Source organism: Archangium lansingense, from assembly GCF_026626635.1.
In the GTDB taxonomy this organism is placed as follows: domain Bacteria; phylum Myxococcota; class Myxococcia; order Myxococcales; family Myxococcaceae; genus Archangium; species Archangium lansingense.
The window spans coordinates 7541938-7567635 of the sequence record NZ_JAPNKA010000001.1; the positions used below are offsets into that span (position 1 = coordinate 7541938).

The 25698-nt window shown below is 67.4% G+C and carries 21 protein-coding genes and 2 tRNA genes; 10 read left to right on the forward strand and 13 right to left on the reverse strand.

The genetic code is table 11. From position 1 onward, the window contains the following. Nucleotides 1–26: 26 nt before the first annotated feature. On the forward strand, nucleotides 27–1295 hold the full coding sequence (locus OV287_RS30085) for an aminotransferase-like domain-containing protein (protein WP_267537487.1): 1269 nt from the start codon (nucleotides 27–29) through the stop codon (nucleotides 1293–1295). A gap of 90 nt (nucleotides 1296–1385) precedes the next feature. After that, the gene (locus tag OV287_RS30090; RefSeq protein WP_267537488.1) at nucleotides 1386–2153 is read left to right on the forward strand and encodes a thioesterase II family protein; all 768 of its coding nucleotides are present in this window, start codon (nucleotides 1386–1388) and stop codon (nucleotides 2151–2153) included. On the opposite strand, the gene OV287_RS30095 is transcribed toward OV287_RS30090, so the two are convergent. Both OV287_RS30095 and OV287_RS30100 read right to left on the reverse strand, forming a co-directional pair. Further along, a complete protein-coding gene (locus OV287_RS30095) occupies nucleotides 2150–2938 on the reverse strand; it encodes a 4'-phosphopantetheinyl transferase family protein (protein WP_267537489.1) in 789 nt (262 codons plus the stop codon). The genes OV287_RS30090 and OV287_RS30095 overlap by 4 nt on opposite strands. Nucleotides 2939–3015: 77 nt before the next feature. Then, on the reverse strand, nucleotides 3016–5700 hold the full coding sequence (locus OV287_RS30100) for a galactose oxidase-like domain-containing protein (protein WP_267537490.1): 2685 nt from the start codon (nucleotides 5698–5700) through the stop codon (nucleotides 3016–3018). Between the two features lie 363 nt (nucleotides 5701–6063). Between OV287_RS30100 and OV287_RS30105 the strand changes: the two genes are divergently transcribed. From OV287_RS30105 to OV287_RS30120, 4 genes are read left to right on the forward strand one after another with little or no spacing between them, the layout of a single operon-like run. Further along, nucleotides 6064–7335: a glycosyltransferase family 2 protein gene (locus tag OV287_RS30105; protein ID WP_267537491.1), complete on the forward strand. Its 1272-nt coding sequence runs from the start codon at nucleotides 6064–6066 to the stop codon at nucleotides 7333–7335. Continuing rightward, nucleotides 7332–8417, forward strand: coding sequence for a coiled-coil domain-containing protein (locus OV287_RS30110; protein WP_267537492.1), 1086 nt, complete (start codon nucleotides 7332–7334; stop codon nucleotides 8415–8417). Before OV287_RS30105 ends, OV287_RS30110 begins: the two co-directional genes overlap by 4 nt. Before the next feature lie 25 nt (nucleotides 8418–8442). Continuing rightward, nucleotides 8443–9546, forward strand: coding sequence for a hypothetical protein (locus tag OV287_RS30115; RefSeq protein ID WP_267537493.1), 1104 nt, complete (start codon nucleotides 8443–8445; stop codon nucleotides 9544–9546). Further along, on the forward strand, nucleotides 9543–10235 hold the full coding sequence (locus OV287_RS30120; RefSeq protein WP_267537494.1) for a hypothetical protein: 693 nt from the start codon (nucleotides 9543–9545) through the stop codon (nucleotides 10233–10235). The genes OV287_RS30115 and OV287_RS30120 overlap by 4 nt, the downstream gene beginning before the upstream one ends. Nucleotides 10236–10367: 132 nt before the next feature. Here the strand turns inward: OV287_RS30120 and OV287_RS30125 are convergent, their stop codons facing one another. After that, nucleotides 10368–11966, reverse strand: coding sequence for a Rieske 2Fe-2S domain-containing protein (locus tag OV287_RS30125; RefSeq protein ID WP_267537495.1), 1599 nt, complete (start codon nucleotides 11964–11966; stop codon nucleotides 10368–10370). A 246-nt stretch (nucleotides 11967–12212) separates the two neighbouring features. Next, complete coding sequence (locus tag OV287_RS30130; RefSeq protein ID WP_267537496.1) at nucleotides 12213–13265, reverse strand: carbohydrate-binding protein; 1053 nt, start codon at nucleotides 13263–13265, stop codon at nucleotides 12213–12215. A 356-nt stretch (nucleotides 13266–13621) separates the two neighbouring features. Here OV287_RS30130 and OV287_RS30135 point away from each other — a divergent pair, with 356 nt between their 5' ends. Next, entirely contained in the window at nucleotides 13622–14521 is a 900-nt protein-coding gene (locus tag OV287_RS30135; protein WP_267537497.1) for a zinc metalloprotease HtpX, read from the forward strand. Nucleotides 14522–14559: 38 nt separating this feature from the next. Further along, a complete protein-coding gene (locus tag OV287_RS30140; RefSeq protein WP_267537498.1) occupies nucleotides 14560–15543 on the forward strand; it encodes a TerC family protein in 984 nt (327 codons plus the stop codon). Nucleotides 15544–15655: 112 nt separating this feature from the next. Here the strand turns inward: OV287_RS30140 and OV287_RS30145 are convergent, their stop codons facing one another. The 8 genes from OV287_RS30145 to OV287_RS30180 form a co-directional block, all read right to left on the reverse strand. Next, nucleotides 15656–16129, reverse strand: coding sequence for a hypothetical protein (locus OV287_RS30145; RefSeq protein ID WP_267537499.1), 474 nt, complete (start codon nucleotides 16127–16129; stop codon nucleotides 15656–15658). A gap of 99 nt (nucleotides 16130–16228) precedes the next feature. Further along, nucleotides 16229–16300, reverse strand: a tRNA-Val gene (locus OV287_RS30150). Between the two features lie 28 nt (nucleotides 16301–16328). Then, nucleotides 16329–16400: transfer RNA gene (locus OV287_RS30155), tRNA-Val, on the reverse strand. A gap of 52 nt (nucleotides 16401–16452) precedes the next feature. Beyond that, nucleotides 16453–16731, reverse strand: coding sequence for a hypothetical protein (locus OV287_RS30160; RefSeq protein ID WP_267537500.1), 279 nt, complete (start codon nucleotides 16729–16731; stop codon nucleotides 16453–16455). Nucleotides 16732–16757: 26 nt separating this feature from the next. Beyond that, nucleotides 16758–17180 (reverse strand): SCP2 sterol-binding domain-containing protein, encoded by a 423-nt coding sequence (locus OV287_RS30165; protein WP_267537501.1) that lies wholly within the window; start codon nucleotides 17178–17180, stop codon nucleotides 16758–16760. An 8-nt stretch (nucleotides 17181–17188) separates the two neighbouring features. Then, complete coding sequence (locus OV287_RS30170; protein WP_267537502.1) at nucleotides 17189–18817, reverse strand: Hsp70 family protein; 1629 nt, start codon at nucleotides 18815–18817, stop codon at nucleotides 17189–17191. Nucleotides 18818–18839: 22 nt separating this feature from the next. Next, nucleotides 18840–20867 (reverse strand): ATP-dependent helicase, encoded by a 2028-nt coding sequence (locus OV287_RS30175; protein ID WP_267537503.1) that lies wholly within the window; start codon nucleotides 20865–20867, stop codon nucleotides 18840–18842. A 68-nt stretch (nucleotides 20868–20935) separates the two neighbouring features. After that, nucleotides 20936–22624, reverse strand: a complete 1689-nt coding sequence (locus OV287_RS30180; RefSeq protein ID WP_267537504.1) for a serine/threonine-protein kinase — start codon at nucleotides 22622–22624, stop codon at nucleotides 20936–20938. Between the two features lie 133 nt (nucleotides 22625–22757). On the opposite strand from OV287_RS30180, the gene OV287_RS30185 reads away from it, so the two are divergent. Together OV287_RS30185 and OV287_RS30190 are read left to right on the forward strand one after the other, a co-directional pair. Beyond that, nucleotides 22758–23519 (forward strand): CHAP domain-containing protein, encoded by a 762-nt coding sequence (locus OV287_RS30185; protein ID WP_267537505.1) that lies wholly within the window; start codon nucleotides 22758–22760, stop codon nucleotides 23517–23519. 11 nt (nucleotides 23520–23530) lie between these two features. Beyond that, complete coding sequence (locus OV287_RS30190; protein WP_267537506.1) at nucleotides 23531–24319, forward strand: DUF4336 domain-containing protein; 789 nt, start codon at nucleotides 23531–23533, stop codon at nucleotides 24317–24319. Between the two features lie 33 nt (nucleotides 24320–24352). Here the strand turns inward: OV287_RS30190 and OV287_RS30195 are convergent, their stop codons facing one another. Next, nucleotides 24353–25453: an NADH:flavin oxidoreductase gene (locus OV287_RS30195; protein WP_267537507.1), complete on the reverse strand. Its 1101-nt coding sequence runs from the start codon at nucleotides 25451–25453 to the stop codon at nucleotides 24353–24355. Nucleotides 25454–25698 lie beyond the last annotated feature (245 nt).

The window sequence follows — 25698 nt, forward strand, 5'->3', positions numbered from 1 at the left end:
CCCTGACGGATCCAACCCTGGACGTCATGAACTTCTTGAATGAGGTCGCGCACCGCTTTCCGGATGCGATCTCGTTCGCGCCCGGTAGACCGCACGAGAAGTTCTATGACACCCAGCAGCTCACGTCGTACCTCGACGCGTACGTCCGTTATCTCAGTCAGGAACGGGGTTTCTCCGAGGGGCAGATCAGGACCCAGCTGTTCCAATACGGCCGGACCAACGGAAACATCCACGGCCTGATCTCGCGGATGCTGGAGAAGGACGAGGGCATCAAGGCGGTTCCCGAGTCCATCGTCGTCACGGTGGGCTGCCAGGAGGGGATGTTCATCACCTTGCGCGCGCTGTTCGCGAAGCCCACCGATGTCTTGCTGGTGGGCATGCCTTGCTACATCGGCATCACCGGCGCGGCCAAGCTCCTGGACATCGAAGTCGTTCCGGTGGCCGAGCGTGAGGATGGTCTGGACCTGGGGGAGCTCGAGCGGACGTTGGAAGCGCTCCGAGCAGAAGGAAAGCGGCCCCGGGCGCTCTACCTCGTCGCGGACTTCGCCAACCCGTCCGGGCGGAGCCTCCCGGAGCCAGCGCGCAAGCGCCTGCTGGAGATTGCCGCGCGCGCCGAGATGCTCATCATCGAAGACAACCCGTATGGTTTCTTCTTCCGGGAGGGCCCCCGGAAACCCACCCTCAAGTCGATGGATGACAAGGAACAGGTCATCTACCTGGGCTCGTTCTCGAAATCCGCCTTCCCGGGCCTGCGCGTGGGCTACGCCGTGGCGGACCAGCGGGTCCTCGGTCCGGCGGGCGACCAGCACCTCCTGGCGGAGGAGTTCTCGAAGATCAAGAGCATGCTGTCCGTGAACACGTCGTCCATCTGCCAGGCCATCATTGGCGGCATGTTGGTGATGAACGACTGCAGTCTCCTCGAGGCGAACCACGAGCCCATCCGCTTCTACAAAGAGAACATGGATGCGACCCTCCAGGCACTGGAGCGCCACTTCCCGAGAAGCGAGGCCTGGGCACGCGGCGTGACATGGAACGTCCCGGACGGTGGCTTCTTTCTCGTGGTGAAGCTCCCAATCGAGGCAGATGAGGCCCTGCTCGAGCAGTCCGCGCGGCACTACCAGGTCATCTGGACACCGATGAGGTACTTCTACCTCGGCACCGGTGGCGAATATGAGCTCAGACTCTCCTGCAGCTATCTCACGCCGGAGAAGATCGAAGAGGGCGTGTCTCGCCTGGCCAGGCTGATCAAGTCGGAGCTGGAGCAGCAGCACGCGCGAGCACTCAAAGCGGGTTGATGCCCTGACCGGACATCCCTGAACGACGCGAAGCACTCCCGGGCAGGCTTGACGCACTGTGATCGAAGCGACACAGTGCCTCTCAGCCACATGCGTCCCGCGGCCCCCCCCACGAATCCCTGGTTCCCTACCCGTCAGGCCAACCCCAACGCACGCCTGCGGGTGTTCTGCTTCCCGTACGCGGGGGGCGGCGCCTCCGTCTACAACGGCTGGGGCGCGGCGCTCCCCGCGAGTGTCGAGCTCGTCGCCGTCCAGTTCCCGGGCCGCGAGCGGCGCATCATGGAGCCGCCCTTCCGGAAGATCCCCGCGCTCCTGGACGCGCTGGAGCCGGCGCTGGCCCCGCTGCTGGACAAGCCCTTCATCTTCTTCGGCTACAGCATGGGCACGCGGGTGGCCCTGGCGCTCGCCCAGCGCTGGCAGGCCCGTGGCGCTCCCCTGCCCCTCGGGATGGTGATGGCCGCCGCCGGCGCGCCCCACCGCGAGCGGGACTCGCGCGACGAGCTCGATGACGGGGCCTTCGTCGAGCTGCTCCGCAAGTACGAGGGCACGCCCGCCGAGGTCTTCGCTCACAAGGAGCTGCTGGAGATGGTGCTGCCGGTGCTGCGCGCCGACTTCGCCATCGCCGACGCCGTGCTCCCCGCGCTGCCGGTGCGCTGCCCGATCTCCGCCTTCGGCTCTCACGAGGATCCCCACGTCTCCCTGGCGGAGCTCGAGTACTGGCGCGAGCTGACGACGACGGGCGACTTCCGCTCCCGCCACTTCCCCGGCAAGCACTTCTTCCTGCGCACCGCCCGTGAGCCGTTGCTGGCGGCGCTGCGCGAGGACATCGTCCGCTGGTGCCCCGAGGTGGGCCCCTAGCTGCCCGGGACGAACCAGGGTGTCCCATCCCCCGCCAGCGGCACGGTCCGCTGGCACCTCACCGTCAGCGGCAGTCCACGGGCCCGGCGCACCGCCACCGCCGCCGGGTGCTCCGGCGACAGCCGCACCTGCACGAACTGCCACGTCTCGGGATCATCCACCAACCGTGGATCGAACGAGATGCGGGGCGGCTGTCCTGGCTCCAGGTGGAACGCGAACTGATCCAACGGCAGGCTCAGTCCCGCGCCCCGGGCCTTGATGTAGGACTCCTTGAGGGTCCAATAGTCGAAGAAGCGCTCGCGCTGGCGCTCCACCGGCAGGGCGCGCAGGGCCTGCACTTCCGAGCGAGAGAAGAACGAATCCGCCAGCTCCACCGTCTGGCCCGGACGCCCGGAGTGCTCCACGTCCGCGCCCACGTCCGTGTCGAGCACCACCGCACACACCGCCATGCCGTCGGTATGCGAGAGGTTGAAGCGCAGCCGGGGCAGGCCTTCGCCGGAGATCTCGGGACGCCCGTAGGCGTTGACGGAGAAGCGCCAGGCCTGGGGCTGCACCGGCGCGTAGCGCGACAAGGTGACGCGCACCAGCGCATGCGACACGAGGAACTGCAGCTTGTGCTTGTCGAAGCGGAAGCGCGAGTGCCGCTCCCTCTCCTCCGCGCTGAGCATCGCGTGGTAGGCGGCGAGCAACTGGGGCTCGGAGATACGCTCCGGCTCCACCACCCACAGGTGGACCTCATCGGGGCGCAGGGACAAGGATGACTCGGGAGGGGGGCTCGGCATCATGGGCGATGTCCAGCCCCCACCCCTATCGCGTCACGGGAGCACGCGCCAGCCCGGCGGCAGGCGCGCCGCCCGCAAGCTCACGGATTCGGGACGACCCCGAGCTGCAGCTCGAGGTCGAACGACAGGTCCGGCGAGGTCCCACCCGTCTGCTTCACCACCACCGCGATGGTGTTCTCCCCCTGAACGAACGCGCTCGTGGGGAAGGTGCCGGCGACGAGCTCGTTCTCCGTTCCAGCGCTCGCGTACTTCTCGTGAGCAACGCCCTTGTCCATGTTCCGGGCGAACACCTGCGTCCCGTTCACGAACACAGCGAAGCCATCGTCGAAGAGGACGCGCAGGTTGGCCTGGGTGACGGCCCCATTCACGGTGATCTTCTTGCGGAAGTAGACGCTGGACTGGGAGGGCGTGGTGCGATTGAGCACCGTGACCTCGTCACCATCGCCGTAGCCGAGCTGAGCCGCCCCCGAGGGCCACGCCGCGTCATTGAAGCCCGCCGTGTTCCAGCTCGCGCCAGGGTCCACCCCGGTGTCCGAGTACTTCCACGTGGACCGGAACGGGATGGCCATGACGCTCACCTGCGGGCTGATGGTGAAGGGCGCGTTGCTCACATCCGACAGGGGCGTGGTGCCGCCGACACGGGACACGCGCACCAGGGCCTGGCGGGTGCTCATCGACGGCACCGTCCAGGAATACACGCCCGTGTTGGCCACACCGAAGGCGATGGGCGTCCAGCTCGCGGCACCATCCGCGGAGAGCGCGAGGTCCACGCTCGGCACGTTGCCGGTGCTGGACCAGGTGATGGGCATGGAGATGCCAGGCTGGAGCACCTCGCCGCCGTTGGGCGCGGTGACGACCAGCGTGTCAGGCACCGGGCCAGCGAGCTGCGTCACCTCCAGCGAGAGCGCGAAGGTGAGATCATCCGAGCCGAGGGACACCTGCTTCACCATCGCCGTCACCACGTTCTCCCCCACGCGGAACGGGCTGGACGCCAGCGGGATGGTGGCGCGCTCGTACGCATTGGTCGTCGAGCCAGTGGCGGTGGCGCCAAAACCCGTCCCGTTGCCCATGTTGCGGGAGAAGACGGGCACCCCGTTGATCCACACGGCGATGCCGTCGTCGTACAGCACCTCGAGGTCGGCCGCGGTGACGAGGTTCTCCAGGTTGATCTTCTTGCGGAAGTACACCGTGGGAGAGCCCGGGGTGAGCACGGTGCCCTCGTCCTCGTCGCCGTAGCCGAGCTGGCCTGGGCCTGACTTCCAGGCCGAGTCGTCGAACTCCCGGGCGAGCCAGGCGGTGCCCTGATCAACGCCCCGATCGTCATACTTCCACGTGTCGCTGAAGACGATCTTCTTCTGGGCGGCCGGCACCACGAGGTTCACCTTCACGATGCGCCCCACCGAGGGCACCCCGCGCCCGTCCACGAGGAAGAGCATGTAGTAGCCCGGAGGCGCGGCGAGGTTGTTCAGAGGTGCAGTCACCTGCAGCCCCCCGCTCGTCACGGTGAAGGGCAGCTTGAGGAAGCGCTGGTGCTGATCGAAGGCGTGCGTCACCGAGCCGAGCGCCAGCAACGTCACCTTGGCCACCTGAGCCGCATTCGCGGTCTGGACGAGGAAGTTCGACCCAGGATTGATGGCGGCCGGCGTCTCCTGGATGGTGGGACGCCCGCCGTCCTGCTTGAGGTAGGGGGGCGTGAAGATCTCCGCCGTACGCCGGTTGCGGCCGCCGCCCGTCAGCACGCGCCCGTCCGGCAGCAGGAGCGCCGTCGAGTGATAGCCCCGGTAGTCCACTGCGGGGGCGAGCTTCGTCCAGGTGTTGGTGTCGGGATCGTAGAGCTCGGGCACCTTGACGGGCAGGTCATCGTCATCGAAGTCCTCGCCGCTGCTGCCGCCCGTCACCAGCACCTTGCCGTCGGGCATCAAGGTGGCGTTGAGCTGGCGCCGGGGCCAGGCCATCGGGGCGCGCGTCACCCAGGTGGGTGAAGGCTGCGAGAGATCGATCTCCTCCACGGTGGCTGTCGCTGGCGAGCCGCCTCCGATGATGAGCACCTTGGAGCCGATCATCACCGCCGCGCCGTAGGCCCGGCCGTTGTACACGCTGTTCGGACCGTCGAACCAGGTGCCGGTGCCCTCGGGATCCAACCAGCGCGAGCGACGCCAGGGACCCGCGAAGAACAGCTTGCCGTTGGGCGCCAGGAACATGCGTGGGTAATAGGGCAGATCCTGGATGGCGGTATTGAGGTTGCGCCACTTGCCCGTCTTTGCCTCCCACACCTGCGGCAGCGGGTTGTTGGAGCCCGCCGCGTGGGTCTCGCCCGAGAGCACCACCACGTCACCGTTCTGCAGCGTGGTGTTGGTGGGATACCACCGGTTGTCATTCATGCTCTCGGTGCGGCTCCACGTGAGCGTGAAGGGATTGAAGATGGTCACGTAGGGGTAGCCCACGTGGGAATCTTCGTGACCGCCCGTCAGAAGCAGGCGCCCATCCGCCAGATAGGAGTGGCCCGCGCAGAAGATGTTGTAGTCGGGCAGCGGGAGGTTCGAGAGCGCGCCGGAGGCGGGATCCCACAAGCGCGGCGGCTCCAAGCCCTCCTCGAACTCGCCGAAGAACATCACCTTGCCGGTGGGCAACAGGTGCGCGTGAGTCAGCGACACCGGGAAGTTCATCATGGGCGACCACTCGCCCGCGATCTTCGGATCCGCTGCCCCCGCCGCCAGCGGCACCGCCGCGAGCAAAGCCAATACTCCCAAGGCTGATCGCCTCATCCGTCCCCCTCCTCCACCACCCCATCGATTTGGCCAGTCAACGTAGGACCCGCGCGGATGTTGCCAAGTGGCGCCTCAGTCCAGCCCTGGCGGCAAGCGAAGGACATTCCGGGGTGTTGATGTGTCCCGGCATCCGACACAGTAGGACGGAAATCCGGGGGTAAAGGACACTCCTACTGCCCTGCGGGGCAGTTGTGAGTGCTCTGGCACGGGTCGAGTTTCAGGCCGCCTCGAAGCACCGCGCTGGAAGGCACGAGAGCCGGGGACAAGGGGGGAATGAGCGAGCAGGACGAGGCCAGGGGCGAGCGTCAGGGGTGTGTGTGTTGGGGCGCGCCGGGCTCAGTTCGCGGCGCTGGGTGGCATATGGAACTGTTCCCCGTTCACCTGTTGGTACTGGTGGTGATGATGAACCGGTACGTGCTCGGCCCGCTGCTGCGGCGGATGCGCGGCCGCTGGGTCGAGGCGACGGACGACAGCTATCAGCCGACCGTCACCGTGGTCATCCCTCTCTTCAACGAGGACGAGGGCATCTACCACGCCGTGCGCAGCCTGCTGGCGCAGGACTACCCGCGGGACAAGCTGAGCATCTGCGTGGTGGACGATTGCTCCACCGACGACAGCCATGCCTGGGCGCTGCGCGCGGCCGAGGGCCATCCGAACGTGAAGGTGATGCGCAACCCGCACAACATGGGCAAGCGCAAGGGCATTGCCCGGGCGGTGCGCGAGGCCACCGCGGACATCATCGTCTCGGTGGACTCGGACGTGGTGGTGCACCCGAGCGCCGTGCGCGAGCTGGTGCGGCGCTTCGTCAGCCCGCGCATCGCGGCGGTGGGCGGCCGCACCTATGTGTCCAACCGTCATCAGAACTGGATGACGCGGATGATCGAGATCAAGTTCTACTTCGCCCAGGAGTGGCTCAAGGATCTTGAGCGGAGCTTCCGCTCGGTGCTGTGCCTGTCCGGGTGCCTCACCGCGTACCGGCGCCACGTGCTGCTGGAGCTGGATCCCATCCTCGAGGCGCGCAACATCGCCGGGGTTCCCATCAAGTACGGGGAGGATCGGTTCCTCACGCGGCAGATCGTCAAGGCGGGCTACGAGACGGTCTACACCACGGAGGCCTGGTGCCAGACGGCAGCGCCGGCCACGCTCGCGGGCTACTTCTCGCAACAGCTGAGGTGGCGCCGCTCCAACCTCGTGGACATGATTTGTGGGCTGAGCCACGCCTGGAGGCTGCACCCGGTGGTGGGTGTCCACTACGTGTCACAGCTGGCGCTGCTGCTCTCCTATCCGGTCATCATCATCCACAACGTCCTGAACGGGCAGTTCTGGGGCGTGCTGCTGCTGCACATGCTCGTCATGGGAGCCATGGGGGTCATCTACCGCATCGACAAGAGGGATCTGCCGCCGGACATGCGTGTGTCGGCGCTCTCCTTTCTGCCCATGGGCCTGCTGATGCCCGTCACCTACGCGCTCTTCACGCCACTGGCCCTCTTCACACTGGACTCGGGTAGCTGGGAGACCCGGGGCAAGCCGAGCGCCGCGCCCGGAGTACCACCCGCGAGCGCACCACCTCCGGACAGGCCTCCCGAGACCGTTGCTCCCACCCAGACGGCTGGAGGGGGTTCGACACCATGAATCAGCGCATCGTCAACAGGCTCAATACCGTCGCGGTCAACGCCTACAAGGCCCTGGGCTCGGTGCTGCTGGCGATCATCCTCGCGGGGCTCGTCTCGTACTTGGGCGTGCAGGTCTTCTTCTTCGTGAACCACTCGTGGCTGACGCCCACGGTGGTGACGCCGACGGATCCGGAGATCCTCCAGCTCAACGCCCAACTGGCGCAGCAAGCGGCGTCACGGGACAAGCTGCTGGCGGACAGGAGAGACCTGGAGGCCCGGTTGGAGCAGGCCGAGCGGCTGGTGGACTCGGAGACGGACTTTCAGGAGCGCTTCCGCGTGGCGCTGGGAAGCGAGCGCACGGCCCGAGCGAAGGCCCTGCGCCGGCTGGCCATGCTGCGCCGGGAGTACCAGGAGGCGGCGCGGGAGATCGCCGAGTCGAACCGGGCCTACGCGGGCATGGCGCGCACGCGCACGGAGGCGCTGTACAACGCACGAATGCTGGAGCGCGAGGAGCGGCTCACGGCCAACCACCAGCTGGCGCAGATGGCGCAGAGCAACCTGTCGCTGGCGGAGGGCTCGGCGGAGCTGCAGACGAAGCTGGAGGCGGTGAGGCGCGAGCTGGGCGGCTTCGATGCCTCGCTGGGAGGCCGGAGCTCAGGACTCACCACCGAGGTGCTGTTACTGGAGCGGGAGTACACGCGCTCGGCGCTGGAGGTGGCGCGGGCGGAGAGCGAGCGCCAGCACCTGACGGAGAGCCTGAAGTCGCTGGACGAGGCGGTGGCGCGCTACGACGCGCTGCTCGCGTCCATCCGGAGCTCGCCGTGGCTGGAGGCCATCGAGCAGGGGCTAACGGTGGGCTTCGTGCCGTACGAGAACCTGGAGAACGCGGGGCCGGGCACTCCGCTCTACCGGTGCGCGCTGAAGCTGGTGTGGTGCCAAGAGGCAGGGATGGTGGGCCAGGCACTGCAGGGCGAGGTGACGGTGAAGCACCCGGTGCGCCAGACGCTGCTGCGCGGGGTGATGGTGGAGCTGAAGCTACGGGACGAGCGCTGGGCACGGGACGAGCTGCTGCTGCTGGGACGGCCGCCGCTGCTGCTGTAGGGCCGGAGCGAGACAGGAGGCGAGGATGCGGTGGGCAGTTGCATGGATCGTGCTGGCCGGCCTCGGCGCGGGAGTGGCGGGGGCCGAGGAGCCGGAGGGTGAGGCGCGCGACCCGGGCTACTGCGCCTTCGTGCGCGGGGTGGGCGAGGCCGAGTCCACGATGCTGCTCGCACCGGACGTGTTCGCGAGCGTGGGACTGGTGAACGCGGGCGAGGCCGGAGGGGTCGGAGGCGTGCCCCTGGGAAGCCCGACGCCGCGGATCACCGCGGGCGTGAACTATGACTTCGTAGGGCTGTACCGGGGGCTGTCCATCCGCCGCCGGGCAGAGGCGGAGTGCGAGCGCTACCGGGCGCTCTCGGCACTGCAGGCGGCAGCGAAGCGGGGCGCGGACGTGGGAGCCGAGGCCGCACTGGCCGCTCGGGCCCAGGTGCTGGAAGCTGCCCTGCCCGAGTCCGAGCAACTGCTGGCCTCGCTGCGCGAGGACGTGAAGGAAGGCCGGGCCACCGTCGAGGAGCTCAACGCCCTGCAGTTGCGGCTGGATGGCCTGCGCTCGCTGGCGTACGAGACGGCAAAGGAGCGCGAGCGGCTCGCCGCCCTGCCCCGCCCCGCCGAGCGCCCACTCTCCAGCTGGCTGAAGGACTTCCGCGCGGCGGATGATCGGGTGGAAGCGGAGGCCGCGAGCCTGCGCAGCGCGTCGGCGTGGAAGGTGCAGGTGAGGGGCGGGTACGACGAGCTGATCAACGTGCAGCAGGACGTGCCGCTCTTCGGAGCGCTGACGGTCTCGTACAACCTGGGGAGCCTGTGGCAGCCGTCGGCGAACGCGCGGGCGAGAGAGGGACGCCGGCGTGCGCTCGAGGAGGATGTGGAGGGCGTGAGCCAGGACGTGGCGCGGCTGCTGCGTGAGCTGCGATCGGGGCACCTGGCGGAGGAGGCGCGCCTGCGCGAGGTGTCGGTGCTGGTCTCGGACCTGGAGGGTCAGCTTCGAGAGTTCCAGGCGATGGAGACGGCGAAGGTGCGCCGCTACCGGGACTACCTGATGCTGGAGCTGGCACGGCTGCGGGCCGAGCAGGCCTGGCTGAAGACCCACGTGGCGGAGCTGAGCCGGTTCCTGGGAGAGGAGCGGCCATGATTGGCCGGCCGATCCTGCTGGCCTCGCTGCTGGGGTTGCTCGCACCACCGGCCTCTCCCGAGAAGTCCATGAAGAAGACCGAGAACGGCTCGCTCACCGCGAAGCGGATGAAGGCGACCCAGGGGAAACTGGAGCCTGTCGCCGGCGGACGCCTGCGCATTGAGGAGCCGAAAGTGCGGGCGGTCGTGTCCTCGAGCGAGGGAGCAAAGACGCGGGCGCTGGTGTCACCGGTGCAGGAGAAGACACGGGTAGCGGAGCTGCGCTTCACTTATCTAGGGGCCACGCGCGAGCAGAAGCCGCTGCAGTCCGGGGAGCTGCGACGACAGGTCGGGCTGAAGCTGCGGGCAAAGGACGGCTGCAACGTCGTCTACGTGATGTGGCGCCTGGAGCCGAAAGCGGGCCTGGTGGTGTCGATGAAATACAACCCGGGGATGTCCCGCTCGGACGACTGCGGCAACGGCGGCTACCGGACGGTGAAGCCGAGGAGCAAGGGAGTGGTGCCCAAGCTCGAACCGGGTGGCAGTCACACGCTGCGGGCGGAGTTCCAGGGCGCGGAGTTGAAGGTGCAGGTGGATGGCAGGTCCGTCTGGGAGGGGGAGTTGCCGGCCGAGGCGCTCAGCTTCGACGGACCAGTGGGCTTGCGCACGGACAACGGTCGGTTCGACGTGGAGCTGCTCTCTACGCCGTAACCCTCCTCCCTCTCCCTCTGGGAGAGGGTCGGGGTGAGGGTATACAGCCCGGCTCCATGTCACATTGAAACACGCTCCGGGAACACCCTCACCCTCACCCTCTCCCAGAGGGAGAGGGGATCTACACAGGGCTCACAGCGTGGGCCGGTGCTCCTCGTGCTTGTCCTCGTCCTTCTCCTTCCCGAGGCACTCAGCCTTGACGGAGCACCCGTTGGTCCCGCAGCTACCGCCGTCCTGTAGATCGAAGCGCCAGCGGTGGCGGGGGCAGACGAGGTAGCGCCCCTCTTCGATCCACCCCTCGCGCAGATCGGCGCCCTGGTGGGGGCAATAACGGTTGACGGCGTAGCGCTGCCCGCTGGCGGTGACCACGGTGCGCTCCTTGCGCGACTCGGTGGCCAGCGTGGTGTCGCACATGGCGCGCAGATCCTCGATCTCGGCGGCGAGGAAGTTGTGCAGGCTGGCATCGTAGACATCGGGAGCGCGCGAGGCCCGGAAGCGGAACGACAGCAGGAAGTCCTCCCAGTTCAGCTTGCGATCCAGCACGCGCACGATATCCGGCGCACTCGAGATGAGCGTGTAGCGGCTCAGGTCCCGCACCTCTCTGACAACCTCCACCCTGCGCGAGCGGAAGTCCACGCGGATGAGCTGCCCGGGCAGCTCGAGGAGGCCCAGGTACAGGGGCGTCATCACACGGTCCGCCAGTGAGAAGGCGTCCAGCTTTTGCTGCATCTCCTCGCGCAGCCGCTGGTGGATGAGATCCACCTCTTCCAGCATCAGGTTGCGCCGCCGCTCACGGAAGACGCGCGTCGTCAGCGCGGCGTAGTTGCGCAGGTACTGCGAGACGTTCTCATCCGTGACGCGCTCGGGCGCCAGCGACACCATGTCCCCGATGCCCGCGTCGAGCACATCCCCGGGCATGGGCTCGAGGAGACGCGGCGTCTTCCCCGCCAGCCGCTGCTGGAGGAAGGTGAAGAGCTCCGAAGCGCGGGGGAAGATGTTCACTGGCTCCAGATTGATGTGGAAGAGCGACGGATCCAGGAAACAGGCAGGGCCCGCCGAGGCCAGGTAGACACGGGGCTGGACCGTCTCCATGGCGCGTGCCACCGCCTCGAACTTGCTGCCCCGCTTCTGACGCGAGTGCTCCGCGTACTCCTCGCGCGAGTAGTCGTAGCAGGTGGGGTGCCAGATGGCGCCCGAGAACTGGGCCGTGAAGACGTCGATGGGCCCCTCCTCCGCGACGATGGCTGGCAGCCGATCATGGATCTTGCAGTCGTTGAGGTTGAGGAAGCACTGCCCATCGGCCTGGACCAGCAGCGCCGAGTCCCGGTTGGTCCCCGAGTCGGTCAGGAAGAGCTTCAGATAGCCGCCCTTGAAGGGCACCTCTTGCGAGTCCTCACAGGTGACGATGCGCTTGGCGCCATAGGCCACGAAGTCATCCCGGAGCGCGGTGCGACGGAAGCGTCCGATGACGACAGTGAAGTCACGCTTCGTCAGGGTGCGCAGGAACTCGGGATCGTAGTGATCCTTGTGCTCGTGGCTGATGTAGAGGAAGCGCTCCTTGGGCGAGTGCTCGAGCTTCTCGCGCACCATGGGCGCGAGGTCATGGTTGCGCGGGAATTGCATCCATGCCGAGTCGAACGCGCCATAAGGGGACAACCACGGGTCGGCGACCACCAGGGCGTGTTGGGTTTCGACCAGAAAGCCAGCATGCCCGAGGAACGTGATCTGCATGGAAGGATCCCCCGCGAGGTCCGGGCCTCACCAATTGAGGCCCGGCGTGATGCCACCGAACGTCCGGTGACAAGGCCGGTGGCGCCGGAAGGCTGGGGTGGGGGTGCGGATGCGGCCATGGCCCCCAAGTACGAGGCCTTGGTCCAACGCAGAGCAGAAGTCTCGCAACGTGCATGAAAAAGGCGCGGGGACGATGGAAATCCCCGCGCCTTCCCCATCATCCGAGGTGGGGTCTGCCCACCCAACCTACTCGGTGATTTCGCGCACGCTCAGCCACTTGAAGTCCACGTCCGAGGCGCTGTCCCAGCGGAAGGTGGCCAGGGGACCGCCCCAGGTGATGGGCATGGCATCCACGGAGCCGCCGCAGTTGGTGGCATCGCCGCCAATCTGGCCGGAGTCCGTGATGTCATAGACCTTCTTCCACGTCACCTTGTCCGTGTTCTCGTTGAGCCACAGCTCCAGCTTCACCGCGGGCTTCCCGTTGACGGTGGTGTTCTTCATGATGGACTTGAAGCCCACCCAACGGCCCTTGAGCGAGCTGGTGCCCGGCTTGTAGGCGGTCTGGTCGTAGCTCACGTGCCAGGACTCCTTCTGCCAGCGCACGCGGCCGTCGTAGTGCAGGCTGCCCTTGTACGAGGAGCCCTCGCAGGCCAGGTCATCATTGTGGCGGCCACCGCGCGCGTACCAGGCAAAGTTGTCGCTCATATCGCTGGCGGCGTTCACCTTGATGAAGCCCGTCATCTCCACATTCTTCCAGTCGTTGGCGGCCTGCATGTAGCCGCGGTCCGCCAGAACGTCCCGGTCATACGTGGGGATCTTCTTCGAGTCGTAGCCGGTGGAGGTGAGCGCGTGCATGCGCACCTGGCTGCTCTTCATCTTCCAGGAGCCGTCCGAGTTGCGGGTGATGGTGTCCTGCGGATCGAAGCGCGAGTCCTTCAGCGCCTCGTCCTTGAGGAACCACGTCTCGCCCCCCGCCTTCGTCGGGTAGAGCATGGTGACGCCGAAGACATCCTTGTCCGACGCGGGCGCGGGAGCCGGCGTCGGCTCCGGCGCAGGAGTCGGCTCGGGCGTAGGCTCGGGCGTAGGAGTCGGCTCGGGCGTAGGCGTAGAAGGAGCAGGGGTCGGAGTGGGAGCAGGCGTTTCAAGCTGCGGGTCGTCCGGCAGGCCTCCGCCAAAGTCATCGCCATTCAGGCTGGGGGGCGTCTGCGAGTCCGCACCCTGATCGGCCGAACCACAACCCGCGGCCGAAGCCAGGAGGATGGACGCGCAGAGGGCAGAGAGAAGTCGGTAGCGGATCAACGAAGGAATCTCCATGCGAGGGGGCCGTGAGGCGGGGAAGCACGACAGAGGGCGCACAGCCTCCCGTCGAGCGGACCCGAGTGCAGAGGCAGGGCAGCGCGGATGACTCCACGCCCGCTCACCACCTTCGCGACCGGCCAGGTGCTCACGAGCCCGGTGGACATTCAGGTCCTGCCGGCTTTGCGCCACTGAACACAAAGCGACGGCTCATCATCCCGTCCCGAGTGTCGTCTCCACGCTCGCCTGTTTGTCCTGGTGGCGAGAAGACGAGGGCCTGCATCTCTTCGGTTTTTTCGAAGGAATGCGCCCTGATTACCTATTTGCCGAATGATTGCGAGGCCTTTAATTCAAATGGCATGAAGAACCAGATCAAAACCATCCTGCTTCTCGGCGTGCTGTCGGTGTTTCTCATCGGCATCGGCGCCGCGCTGGGTAAGGGATTCTTCATTGGCGCGCTGGTGCTGTCGCTGGCGATGAACCTGGGAGCCTATTTCTACTCGGACAAGCTGGTGCTGAGCATGCACGGGGCGCAGGAGGTGAGCCCCCAGCAAGCGCCGCGCCTGCACCGGATGGTGGAGGAGCTGTCGCAGCGGGCGGGCATTCCCAAGCCGCGCGTCTTCCTGATGAACGAGGCCCAGCCCAACGCCTTCGCGACAGGCCGCAACCCGGAGCACGGCGTGGTGGCGGTGACGGCGGGCATCCTGGAGGTGCTCGACGAGCGGGAGCTGCGCGGGGTGCTGGCGCACGAGCTGGCGCACATCAAGAACCGGGACATCCTGGTGTCCACCATCGCCGCGGCGGTGGCCTCGGCGGTGACATACCTGGCCCACGCGGTGGGCCTGTTCGGCTCGATGTTCCTGGGCCGTGACGAGGACGAGGGTGAGGGCCTGTCGCCGCTGCAGACGCTGGCGCTGGCGCTGGTGGCGCCCATCGCGGCCACACTCATCCAGATGGGGATTTCGCGCTCGCGCGAGTATCTGGCGGACCAGACGGGCGGGGAGATCTCCGGTGACCCCGAGGCGCTGGCGAGCGCGCTGCGGAAGCTGGAGGCCGGGGCCATGGCATTGCCGGTGGAGGGGCGTCCGGCCACGGCGAGCCTGTTCATCGTGAGCCCCTTCGCGGGGATGCAGAGCATCCTGTCGCTCTTCTCGACGCACCCGAGGACAGAGGAGCGCGTGCGCAGGCTGCACGAGCAGGCCATGCGGATGCCCACCACCCGGGGCTGGAGTGGTGACGCCCTCCCCTTCGCCCGCTGACAGCCTTTCACACGCTTTAGAGAGGAAGACCCAGAGCTATGGAGATGGAAAGCATAGGCAGCCCCGCCCTATGGGTGGGGTTTATCGTCTTCGTGTTGTTGATGCTGGCGCTGGACCTGGGAGTGTTCCACCGCAAGACGCACGAGGTGAAGTTCAAGGAAGCACTGGCGTGGAGCGGCGTGTGGATCTCGCTCGCGTTGGTGTTCAACCTGGGCATCTGGTGGAAGTTCGGAACCACGCCCGCAGTGCAGTTCCTCACCGGCTATCTGATCGAGAAGTCGCTCTCGATCGACAACATCTTTGTCTTCGTCGTCATCTTCTCGGCGCTGAAGATTCCGGCGCTCTACCAGCACCGGGTGCTCTTCTGGGGCATCCTGAGCGCGCTGGTGCTGCGCGCGGCGATGATCTTCGCCGGAGTGGCGATGCTGCAGCGCTTCCACTGGCTCATCTACGTCTTCGGAGCGTTCCTCATCCTCACGGGTGTGAAGCTCTTCTTGCAGCGCAACAAGGAGGATCACCCGGAGGACGGCGCGGTCATGAAGCTGGCCCGGCGGGTCATCCCCTCCACGCCCCGCTTTGACAAGGATCACTTCTTCACGCTGGAGAATGGCCGGAAGCTGGCCACGCCGCTGTTCATGGCGCTGGTGCTGGTGGAGCTGACGGACGTGCTCTTCGCGCTCGACTCCATCCCGGCCATCTTCGCGGTGACGACGGATCCCTTCCTCGTCTTCACGTCGAACATCTTCGCCATCCTGGGCCTGCGCTCGCTGTTCTTCGTGCTGGCAGGGGCGGTGGAGAAGTTCTCCTACCTGAAGGTAGGCCTGTCGGCGGTGCTGGTGTTCGTGGGCGCGAAGATGGCGCTGGTGGACGTGGTGAAGGTGCCACCCGCGGTCTCGCTGGGTGTCATCGCGCTGCTGCTGGGTGGCTCCGTCGTGGCCTCGCTGCTGAAGGCGCGGGCGCAGGAGCGGGCCGAGGCAGAGAAGGCCGTGGTTCCAGATACGCGGCCGGCCCCGGCGGAATAGAGCCAACTGGCACGGCCTGAATGCAGCGGAGACGGCGCCGGGCGGCCTTTGGGTCCCCGGCGTCGCTCAATCCCCATACTGAGACAGGTCACCTACGAGCTTCAGGAACTCTTCAGGCGCCAACATGTCCGAGGTACGCGCCGTGAAACATCTCTTCTTCTGTGATCGCCAGCACCCGCCGCCGGTCAGCGGACGCGAAGAAGACCTCTCTGTCCGGCATGACCTCCCAGAGGCTCCGAACCCAGCGGCCCTCTCCGTCGACGATCAGGCGAACCCAGCCAGCGGCGCCCAGACCTGAGAACACCACGTACAGCTCGGACTCACCCGCGAGGAACTCGAGAATCACCTGGCGCAACCACTCCGCCTTCTCGGAGCCTGACGCCTCGCCGTGAATCGTCGAGAAGGGAACCGCATCCACCCGGAAGAGCAGGGACAGCGCCTGCGTCACATCCGGCAGGCTCTCCCTTGGGATGACACCACCCACCGTCACCCCTTCGAGCCGCTTCAGGATCTGCTCCAGCTCTTTCTTTTGAAAGTACCGGAGCAGGCGCTCCCTGGCTGTCCCACTGCCAGCATCAGTTGTCATTGCGCCTTCAGTCCTCACTGGGATTCGGGCACGAAGCTCTTCTGAGGCCCCAAAAGCGAAGAGGCCGTGAGCCCCTAGGGACTCACGGCCTCTATCGTGTGGGCGCACCAGGATTCGAACCTGGGACCCCTGCCGTGTGAAGGCAGTGCTCTACCGCTGAGCTATGCGCCCGATTGCGGTCATCGGGAGTTCGTCGGAGTGGGCGCACCAGGATTCGAACCTGGGACCCCTGCCGTGTGAAGGCAGTGCTCTACCGCTGAGCTATGCGCCCCCGACGAAGCGACGGGTGGGTAGATGCCACCCGCCGTGTTCCCTGTCAACGGCTATTCTCTCGCGATTTCTTCCAACCGCTCGTCCAGCTCGCGCAGCCGGCGCTTGAGTCCAGAGAGCTTCTTACCCACCGTCTTGAAGTCGCTCCGGGTCGCGAAGCTCAGCGCCCGCATCAGCTCCTCCTGGCCCCGGTCCAGCGCCTGCTTGCCCCGCTGCACCGAGCCGAGCGCCTGGGCGAACGCCATGGCCCGCTTCTCGTCGGCCAGCAGCTTCTCCATCGCCTTCTGCGACACGCCCAGCGCCTGCTTCTTCAGATTCTGACGAATGCTCATGGCTGCCTGCCCCCCGCTGGCATTGACTACCCGTCCACGTACTCCGTCTTCAGCGCGCCAAAGACGCGATCTGCGATGCCCTTGAACCTCAAGCGCTCGATGAGCTGCTGCAGGTCTCCCTTCACCGCGATGCGCCGCCGCAGCACCGCCTCCACGGGATCCAGGCTCCCCTGCAACAGCTGCTTCCACACCGTGTAGGGCGCCCGCGCCAGGTAGGCCGGATCGAGCTCATCCAGATCGTCCGGCTCGTCCAGCACCCGCAGCTTCTCGATGCGGCCACCGCGCGGCACCACGTGCACCACGAAGGCACGCGCCAACTTGCCCGGCTCCGCGTCGACGATGACCCCGATCTCTCCCTGCCACCCCTGGGCGGCGAGCGAGCTCTCCGGGTCCGCGTTCACCAGCCGTACCGCCTCCTCACACCACTCCTTCGACGGGAACCTGGCCATGCCGCCGACTACCCCCTACGGAAGATGCTCTTGATGCTGGAGAACAGCCCGCTGCCCTCCTGGTGGGAGGACGGAGTGGACGCTGCCTGCTCGGCCTTCTGGGCCCGCTCCTCGGCCACCCGCGCCAGCTCCTTCTTGAGCAGCTCGGGCGTGTCCCGCGTGGCCAACTCAATCCGCCGAGGGCCACCCGGCTCCTCGACGATCACCTGCAGCAGGCACTCCTCGTTGAGCCGGAAGTCGATCTTCCGCCCCGCCGACTCGGCCGGCACTCGCAACGTGCCCAGGTACTCGTTGTCCACCATCAGGTCGCTGTCGCCCTGGAAGATGTCCATCTCGATGAAGGGCGCGCCCGGGTCCTTCGGAGGAGGCAACCGGAAGCTCTTCACCAGCGGGATGATGGAGTTCTTCTCGATGACGCGGCGCACGCGGCCGTTGGGCAGCGCGTAGCCAATGGGCATGGACACCGCGTCCAGCAGCGTCACCGAGTCGATGCTGCCCAGCGAGTCCGCCAGCAGGGCCGCGCCCAGGGCCACGCACTCGTCCGGATGCACGCCCTTGCGCGGCGGCTTGCCGAAGTGCTCCTGGATGCGCTGCTGCACCAGCGGCATGCGGCTCTGCCCGCCCACCAGGATGATCTCGTCGATCTCCGAGCGGTTGATGCCCTTCTCCGCCAGCACCCGGTCGCAGATCTCGAACGTGCGATCCACCAGGTCCATGGTGAGCGCGTTGAGGTTCTCGCGCGTCAGGGGAATCCGCAGATCCAACGGCTTGCCCTTGCGCTCCTCGATGTAGGGCAGATCGATGACCACGTTGGGGATGAGCGTCAGATCGATCTTCGCCCCCTCGGCCGCGTTCTTGATCCGCTGCATGGCGATGGGGCTCTGCGAGAGATCGACCTTGGTCTCCTCCCAGAACTTCTCGAGCACGTAGTCCATCACCCGGGTGTCGAAGTCGACGCCGCCCAGGAAGGTGTCGCCACCGGTGGCCAGCACCTCGAAGACGTTGCCCGTCAGGTGCAGCACCGAGACGTCGAAGGTGCCACCGCCCAGGTCGTACACGAGGATCTTCTGATCCAACCCGCGGTTGAAGCCGTAGGCGAGCGCCGCCGCGGTGGGCTCGTTGACGATGCGCTTGACGTTGAAGCCCGCGAGCTTCCCCGCCTCCTTCACCGCCTGGCGCTGGCTGTCCGTGTAGTACGCCGGCACGGAGATGACGGCCTCGTCGATAGGGCCGCCCAGGAACTGCTCGGCGATCGTCTTGAGCTGCTTGAGGATGAAGCTGGACACCTCGGGCAGCGTGTAGATGCGCCCGCCCAGCGTCACCGCTGCCTCCCCGTCCGGGGCCTCGACGATGTCGTACTTGAAGTAGCCCTTCAGGTCGTCGACGACCTTGGACTGGTACTTGCGGCCGATGAGGCGCTTGGTCCCGTAGAGCGTGTTCTTCGGGTTGGTGACCATCTGATCCTTGGCCACACCACCCACCAGCAACTCCCCCTTACCGGAGAGCGCCACGACCGAGGGCAGGATCAGGTTTCCGCGATCTGTGGGGACGATCTTCGGGATGCGGTTCTTCACGGACGCGACCAGTGTGTTGGTCGTTCCTAGATCAATCCCGATGATGCGAGGTCTGTCCGCCATTGGAGTACTACTCTGTATCACGTCAGGAGCCGGGTTGCGCAGTTCTCGTCTCGACGATCAGCCGGTCGTAGGGCGCCTCTTCTCCTACCGGTAGCTCCTCGACGAAGCGAGAGAGCCGGAGGATCGCCCGCTCGCCCCCTCTCAGGACCGCGGAGATCGGGTAGCACAACGCCAGCTCATCCTTGGCCCGCGTGGCCGCCACGTAGAAGAGCCGACGCTCCTCTTCCTCCTCGTCCGGCGTGCGAGCAGCCCCGGGCAGGGGGAAGCGGCCCTCGGCCAGGGAGATGACGAAAACCGCCTGCCATTCCAGACCCTTGGACTGGTGCACGGTGGAGAGCGTGAGGCTCTCGTCCGGGGGCTCGCCCGTCGCTTCCCGGGCCGAGAATTCGGCCACCAGCGCGATCTCCGACAAGAAGCGCGGCAGATCCTCGAAGCGCCCGGCGAACTCCGCCAGCTGCCGGATGTCGTCCTCGCGCCGCTCCTCCTCCGGGAACTCCGTCCGCAGGTACTCGCCGTAGCCTCCCGCCAACACGTCCTGGATCATCCGCCCCGGTGTCAGGTTTGACCCAGGGGCTCCCAGCCGCTCCATGAGTTGGATCAGCCGGCCGAAGCCCGGCGCGGCCTTCCGAGGCACCTCGGCCTGGACCTCGGGGCGGGCCAGGGCCTCTACCAGGGACAGCTCCGGAGGCAGGGCCAGCAGCGCCTCCCAGAGGGCCTCCGCCTTGGCCGGGCCGATGCCGGGCACCAGCTTGACGATGCGCTTGAGGGCCAGCTCGTCGCGCGGGTTGCCCGCCAGCCGCAGGTGCGCGAGCACATCCTTCACGTGGATCTGCTCGAAGAAGCGCACGCCCGAGCGCACCCGGAAAGGGATGCCCCGGCGGACCAGCTCCAGCTGCAGCTCGATGGAGTGGCTGTGGGCCCGGTAGAGCACCGCCATCTGCTCCAGCGGCATGCCCCCATCGCGCAACTCGAGCACCCGCTGCGCCACGAAGGCCGCCTGCTGATCCATGTCCAGGGTGGACACCAGCACCGGCACTGGCCCCGGAGCGCGAGAGGAGATGAGCTGCTTGGAGAACTGGCGCTGGTTGAGCGAGATGGAGGCGTTGGCCAGCCGGAGGATCTCCGGCGTCGAGCGGTAATTGCGAGTGAGCGGGTAGATGCCGCAGCCCGGGTAGCGCTTGGGGAAGTCGATGATGTTGGTGAAGTCCGCGCCCCGGAAGCTGTAGATGGACTGGCAGTCGTCGCCCACCACGGTGAGGTTGCGGCGCTCGCCAACGAGCAGGTCCACGAGGTCGCCCTGCAACCGGTTGGTGTCCTGGTACTCGTCCACCAGCACGCAATGGAAGCGCTCCATGAGCTGCTCGCGGATGATGGGGTTGTCGACGAGCAGCCGCTTGAGCATCACCAGCAGATCGTCGAAGTCCATCAGGTGCATGCGCCCCTTGCGCTCGGCGAAGCGGCGGGCCACCGCGAGCACCTCCTCGGCCAGGGGCAGGAACTGCGGCCGGCGCTCCACCAGCACCTCGGCCACCGAGAGCTGCAGGTTGGCGGCCATGGAGACCAGATCCAACACCACCTCGGCCTTGGGGAAGCGCCGCTCGCGGGGCAGCTTGCGCTCGGCGATGCAGGAGGACATCAGGTCTCGCGCGTCCTCGCGATCCAGCACCGTGAAGTCGCGAGAGAAGCCGATGGCCCCCGCGTGCTGGCGCAGCAGCACGTGCGCCGCGTGGTGGAAGGTGCCGCCCAGCAGCTTGCGCACGTCCGCGAAGGCCCCGGCCAGCTCCTCCACCCGCCGTGTCATCTCCCGCGCGGCCTTGTTGGTGAACGTGAGCAGCAGCACGCCCTCGGGAGGAATGCCGCGCTCCAGCAGCCGCGCCACCCGGAACGTCAGCGTGCGCGTCTTGCCAGAGCCCGCTCCCGCGATGACCAGGACAGGCCCCTCCCCCGCTTCAACCGCAAGCAGCTGCTCCTCGTTGAGCAGCCGCTCATAGTCGATGTGCTGCGCAGTGGCCGCCGTCGCGGCCTTCAGCGTGTACGTGCGGGTGGCCATGTACGGCTCACTCTACTGGTCAGTCTGACCTGTTGGATCAGCTGGGTCTCCCCAGGGGGAATACCCGTTCAGTGGGTCTGGAGCGCCGTGAGCCGGGCGGCGGCCTCAGCGCGAATCTCCGGAGAAGGGTCCCTCTCCCGCGCCACCTCGAGCAGCAGCGGCGCCAGCTTCGGCAGCTTCGCCCCCACCGCGCGCAGAGCCTCGCGGCGCTCGGACACGGCGCTCTCCAGGCGCTCACGCACCGCGTCGTCCCCACACGTGCGAGCCCCGGGCGACCGCTCGCGCAGCAGCAGCTCCGCGTCCGCCAGCCGAGCCTCCGCCAGCTTCAGCGCGTCCGACGCCGCCAGCGCAAAGCCGTCCAGGTCCTCGGGGAACTCGGTGCTCGCCTGCCGGGCCCGGGCGATCGCCTCCGCCGCGATGCGTGCGTTGTCCACCGCCGCGCAGAGCTGCCTCGACGCCGCCAGGGGCACGTTCCCCTCGGAGGAGATCGACTCCTCGCGCGCCACCCGCAGCGCCCACAGCGCGAGCTGCCGCGCCGCCACCGCCGCCGAGAAGGACTGGCGCCGCTCCTCGCGTAGCTGCACCCAGCGACGCAGCACCACCGGGTCCGGCTCCTCCGGCACGAAAGCTCGCTGGTACTCGGTGGACGCCTCGCCCAGCCGCCCCGACAGATCCAACAGCGCCGCCATGGACACGTACAGCTCCGGGCTCCCCGCCTTCTCGCGCAGCGACTCCAGCCTCACCGCCACCTCGTAGTCCGCCACCGGCTTCGGCAGCGCGCGCAGCACCGTCCTCAAGCCGTCCAGCGCCCGCTGCCGGATGAGCGGATTGCGCCCCGCTCGGAAGGTCTCCAGCAGGGGATCCAACGCCTTCACCGACACGTGCTGGCCCAGCTCCTCCGCTGCCTGCCACCGGTCCATCGGGTCCGGCGCCAGCAGCGCGCCCCGCAGATCCTCGATGCTCCGCAGGTAGTGCCCCACCTGCGCCGACTGGACCAGTGGCTCGGAGCTGCGCAACACCACGCGCTCGGCACGGGCCCGAGCCAGGCGCGCCGGGAAGTCCTTCAGCTTCGCCCCCAACGGATGCCCCGCCACGCGCGCCTCCGCCTCCTCCAGCAGCCCCGAGACGAGCAGCCCCTCCACCTCCAGCTCCAGCAGCCGCACCTTCGCCTGCTCGCGGTAGCGCCCCGCCTGAAAGTCCCGCAGGTACGCGAAGAGCAGCCCCGCCCCCGCCGTCTCCGCCCGAGCGAAGCTCTCATCGTCCAACCGAGCCTCCACCCGCAGCCGCCGCGGATCCTCCGGCGACTCCCGCAGGTACTCTCTGAGCTGCTGCGTGTCCTTCGTCGTGGACAGCTCCTTCAGCTCCGCCTCCTTCAACAGCCGCTGCGCCTCCTCGCGCTGCGCCCCGTCCGGATGGTCTCGCAGGAACTGCCGCAACGCCGCCGCCGTGCCTGCATCCTTCGCCGCGTTGAAGCGCAGGCCCTCCAGCAGCGCCCGAGCCGCCCGGGCCTGCGGCCCCTCCGGGTTCGCCTCCAGGAATCGCTTGTAGGCCAGCACCGTGTGCAGCTTCGAGGCCTCCTCGAACTCCAGCTCGGTGACGCGCACCTCGATGGCCTCGGCGTCGTCTCCCTCCGGGTACTCACGCAGGAACGCGCGGTACGCCTCCAACGTGTCGGCATCCCGCGCCCGCTGGTACGCCCGGGGCGCGCCACAGCCGGTCAGCAGCAACAGCAAGGAGAGGGCTCGGAGCTTGCGCATCACCGCAGAATTACCACCACGCCTCGGGGTGAAAAACCCGAGCCTTTTCGCCCGCCTGGCTGGGTAGGTTTTTTGACGACACCCCCGGTCCGCCCGACCATCCGCCGTGGACTCGCTACAGGGAGGTCGCGACATGAGGCTCTGCGTGCTGCTCGCCGGACTGCTGGTGATGACCGGATGCGCCACCGGCAGGCCCATGGGCGGGGGTGTAATCGCCAGGGGTTACCGCTACAGCCCGCTGACGCCCGCCGCCGCGCCCAAGGCCCCCCTGAGCGTGGCCGCCCCCTCACCTGCCGCCCCGAAGCAGGTGCGCCCTCCCCCTCCCGCCGCCAGCCGAGAGGACGTGCTCGCCACGGCCCGAGGGCTCGTGGGCAGCCGCAAGGTGAAGGTCGCCGGGCGCACCTGGCCGGATGACTGCACCGGCTTCGTCGAGGGCGTGTACGCGCGAGCCGGGCTCTCCCTCCGCGGCGCCGGGGTGGCCGGGGACAACGGCGTCACCGCGATCTACCGCTACGCCCGTGACCATGGCCGCGTCTTCACCCGGGGCAAGCCGAAGCCCGGGGACCTGGTGTTCTTCCGCGAGACCTATGACCAGAACCGCGACGGGCGCCGAAACGACGGGCTTACCCACGTGGGGCTGGTGGACGAGGTCGCCAGTGATGGCACCGTCGTCGTCATCCACCGGGTGAAACGCGGCGTGGTGCGCTACCGGATGAACCTCGCCAAGCCAAGCCTGCGGAGGGATCCGCGCACGGGCGAGGTGCTCAACGACATGCTGCGGGTGCCCGGGGCCAGGAAGATGCCCGTGCTCACCGGGCAGCTCTTCGTCGCCTACGGCTCCGTGCTGCCCGAGTCCAAGCCCAACTCCAAGCCCGCGGCCGTGGCCCGGCGGTAGCTGACGAGACCATGGCTTCGGAAAGCGGAGAGAGCACCGACCACGTCCTGGGGTGGTGCGACGGGATACTTCCCTACGCTCCACTCTCGACACTCAAGCCGCTCTCCGACGGGATCTGGTGGGTGGATGGGCCCGTCATCAAGATGACCTATGGCCCGGTCTCACTGCCATTTCCCACGCGCATGGCGATCATCCGGCTGCGCTCGGGAGGCTTGTGGATCTGGTCTCCGACGGCTCCGACACCCGAACTGTTCGCGGAGTTGGATGCGCTCGGGCCTGTCGAGCACCTCGTCTCGCCGAACAAGTTCCATTACGCGGCCATCCCGGCGTGGAAGGAACGCTACCCGCGTGCGACGGCCTGGGCATCTCCGGGAGTCCGTGAGCGTGCACGATCGCGGAAGATCGATGTCGCGTTCGATGCCGAGCTCGACGACGACACGCCCTCGTCATGGACGCAGGACATCGAACAGCTCGTCTTCAGAGGCAGCCGCTTCATGGAAGAGGTCGTGTTCTTCCATCGGGCGTCCTCGACCTTGATCCTGGCGGATCTGGTCATGGCACTCGAACGAGAGCGCGTCCGGCCACGCCTGCGATGGCTGCTCGAGCTGGCCGGCACCATGTGGCCGGGGCAGACACCGCGAGAGGTGCAGGCGACGGCTTGGGGCCGGAAGCCGCAAGCGCGCGCCTGCTACCAGCGAATGCTGGGATGGCAGCCTCGTCGGGTGCTCTTCGCTCACGGCCGCATCTATCTCGATGATGCGACGGCCCAGCTCGAGCGCGCGTTCGCCTGGCTGCGCTGACGCGCCACGACCCCCGGGCCCCGCCCTCGCTCCTCACGCCAGACGGGCGAGCGCCTCCTTGTGGAAGTCCTGCAGCTCGTCATGGCGATCCTCGCGCACCTTCCGGACCCACTGAGGATCGGCCAGGAGCGCACGGCCCACCGCCACGAGATCGAACTCCTCCCGCTCCAGACGGCGCAGCAGGTTGTCGAGCGACGCGGGCTTGGAGCTCTCGCCCCGGAAGGCCGCCGTGAACTCACCGGAGAGCCCCACCGAGCCAACCGTGATCGTCGGCTTCCCGGTGAGCTTCTTGGCCCAGCCAGCGAAGTTGAGCTCCGAGCCCTCGAACTCGGGCTCCCAGAACCGGCGCTGCGAGCAGTGCAGGATGTCCGTGCCGGCTTCGACGAGAGGCGTGAGCCAGGACTCCATCTCCTCGGGCGTCTTGGCGAGCTTGAAGGTGAAGTCCTGCTGCTTCCACTGGGACAGGCGCAGGATGACCACCATGTCCTTGCCAACGGCGGCGCGGATGGACTTCACCACCTCGGCGGCGAAGCGGGAGCGCTCGGCGAGGGTGGCTCCACCAAAGGCGTCGGTCCGCTCGTTCGTGCCGGCCCAGAAGAACTGGTCGACCAGATACCCGTGTGCACCGTGGATCTCGACCACGTCGAAGCCCAGCCGCTTCGCCTCCCCTGCCGCCTTTCCGAAAGCGGCGATGGTGTCGGCGATGGCCTCGTCCGTCATCGGCTCGGTGAAACGCTTGCCCGGCGAGGACAGACCGGAGGGGGCATCCACCGGGGGCGGAGCGACCCAGTTCGCCATGGGATTGCGCGCCGAGCCCACGTGCCAGAGCTGGGGGCCCATCTTCCCGCCCGCGGCGTGCACCTCGTCGATGACGCGCTTCCAGCCCGTCAGCGCCTGCTCCCCATGGAAGTTGGGAACGTTGGGGTCATTCTTGGCGGAGGGCCGGTTCACCACCGTCCCCTCCGAGAGGATGAGACCCACGTCCCCCTCGGCCCGGCGGCGGTAGTACGCGGCGACATCGGACGTCGGGACACCACTCGGCGAGAACGAGCGCGTCATGGGCGCCATGACGATGCGGTTCTTCAGCGTCAGCGACTTATGGGTGAAGGGGCGGAACAGGGAATCTGCGGCCATCGGGGGGGAACTCCGGGGGGAGCGAAGCGTTCAGAACCGGCTGATTAACCAGTCCACCCCCCCGTGGGCATTTAGAATTGGTGATACCGACAATCAACGAAGTAAGGGGCGCTGCTCGGGGTCCGCAGCCAGGTCGGGCCAGACGCGCTTCTCGAGCCAGGCCGCCTTGAGGACGAGCAGCCTGGCGATTGTGTTCTCGGGCATGGGGTGAACGTAGGGGACCCTCCGGGGAAAGCGCCACAACT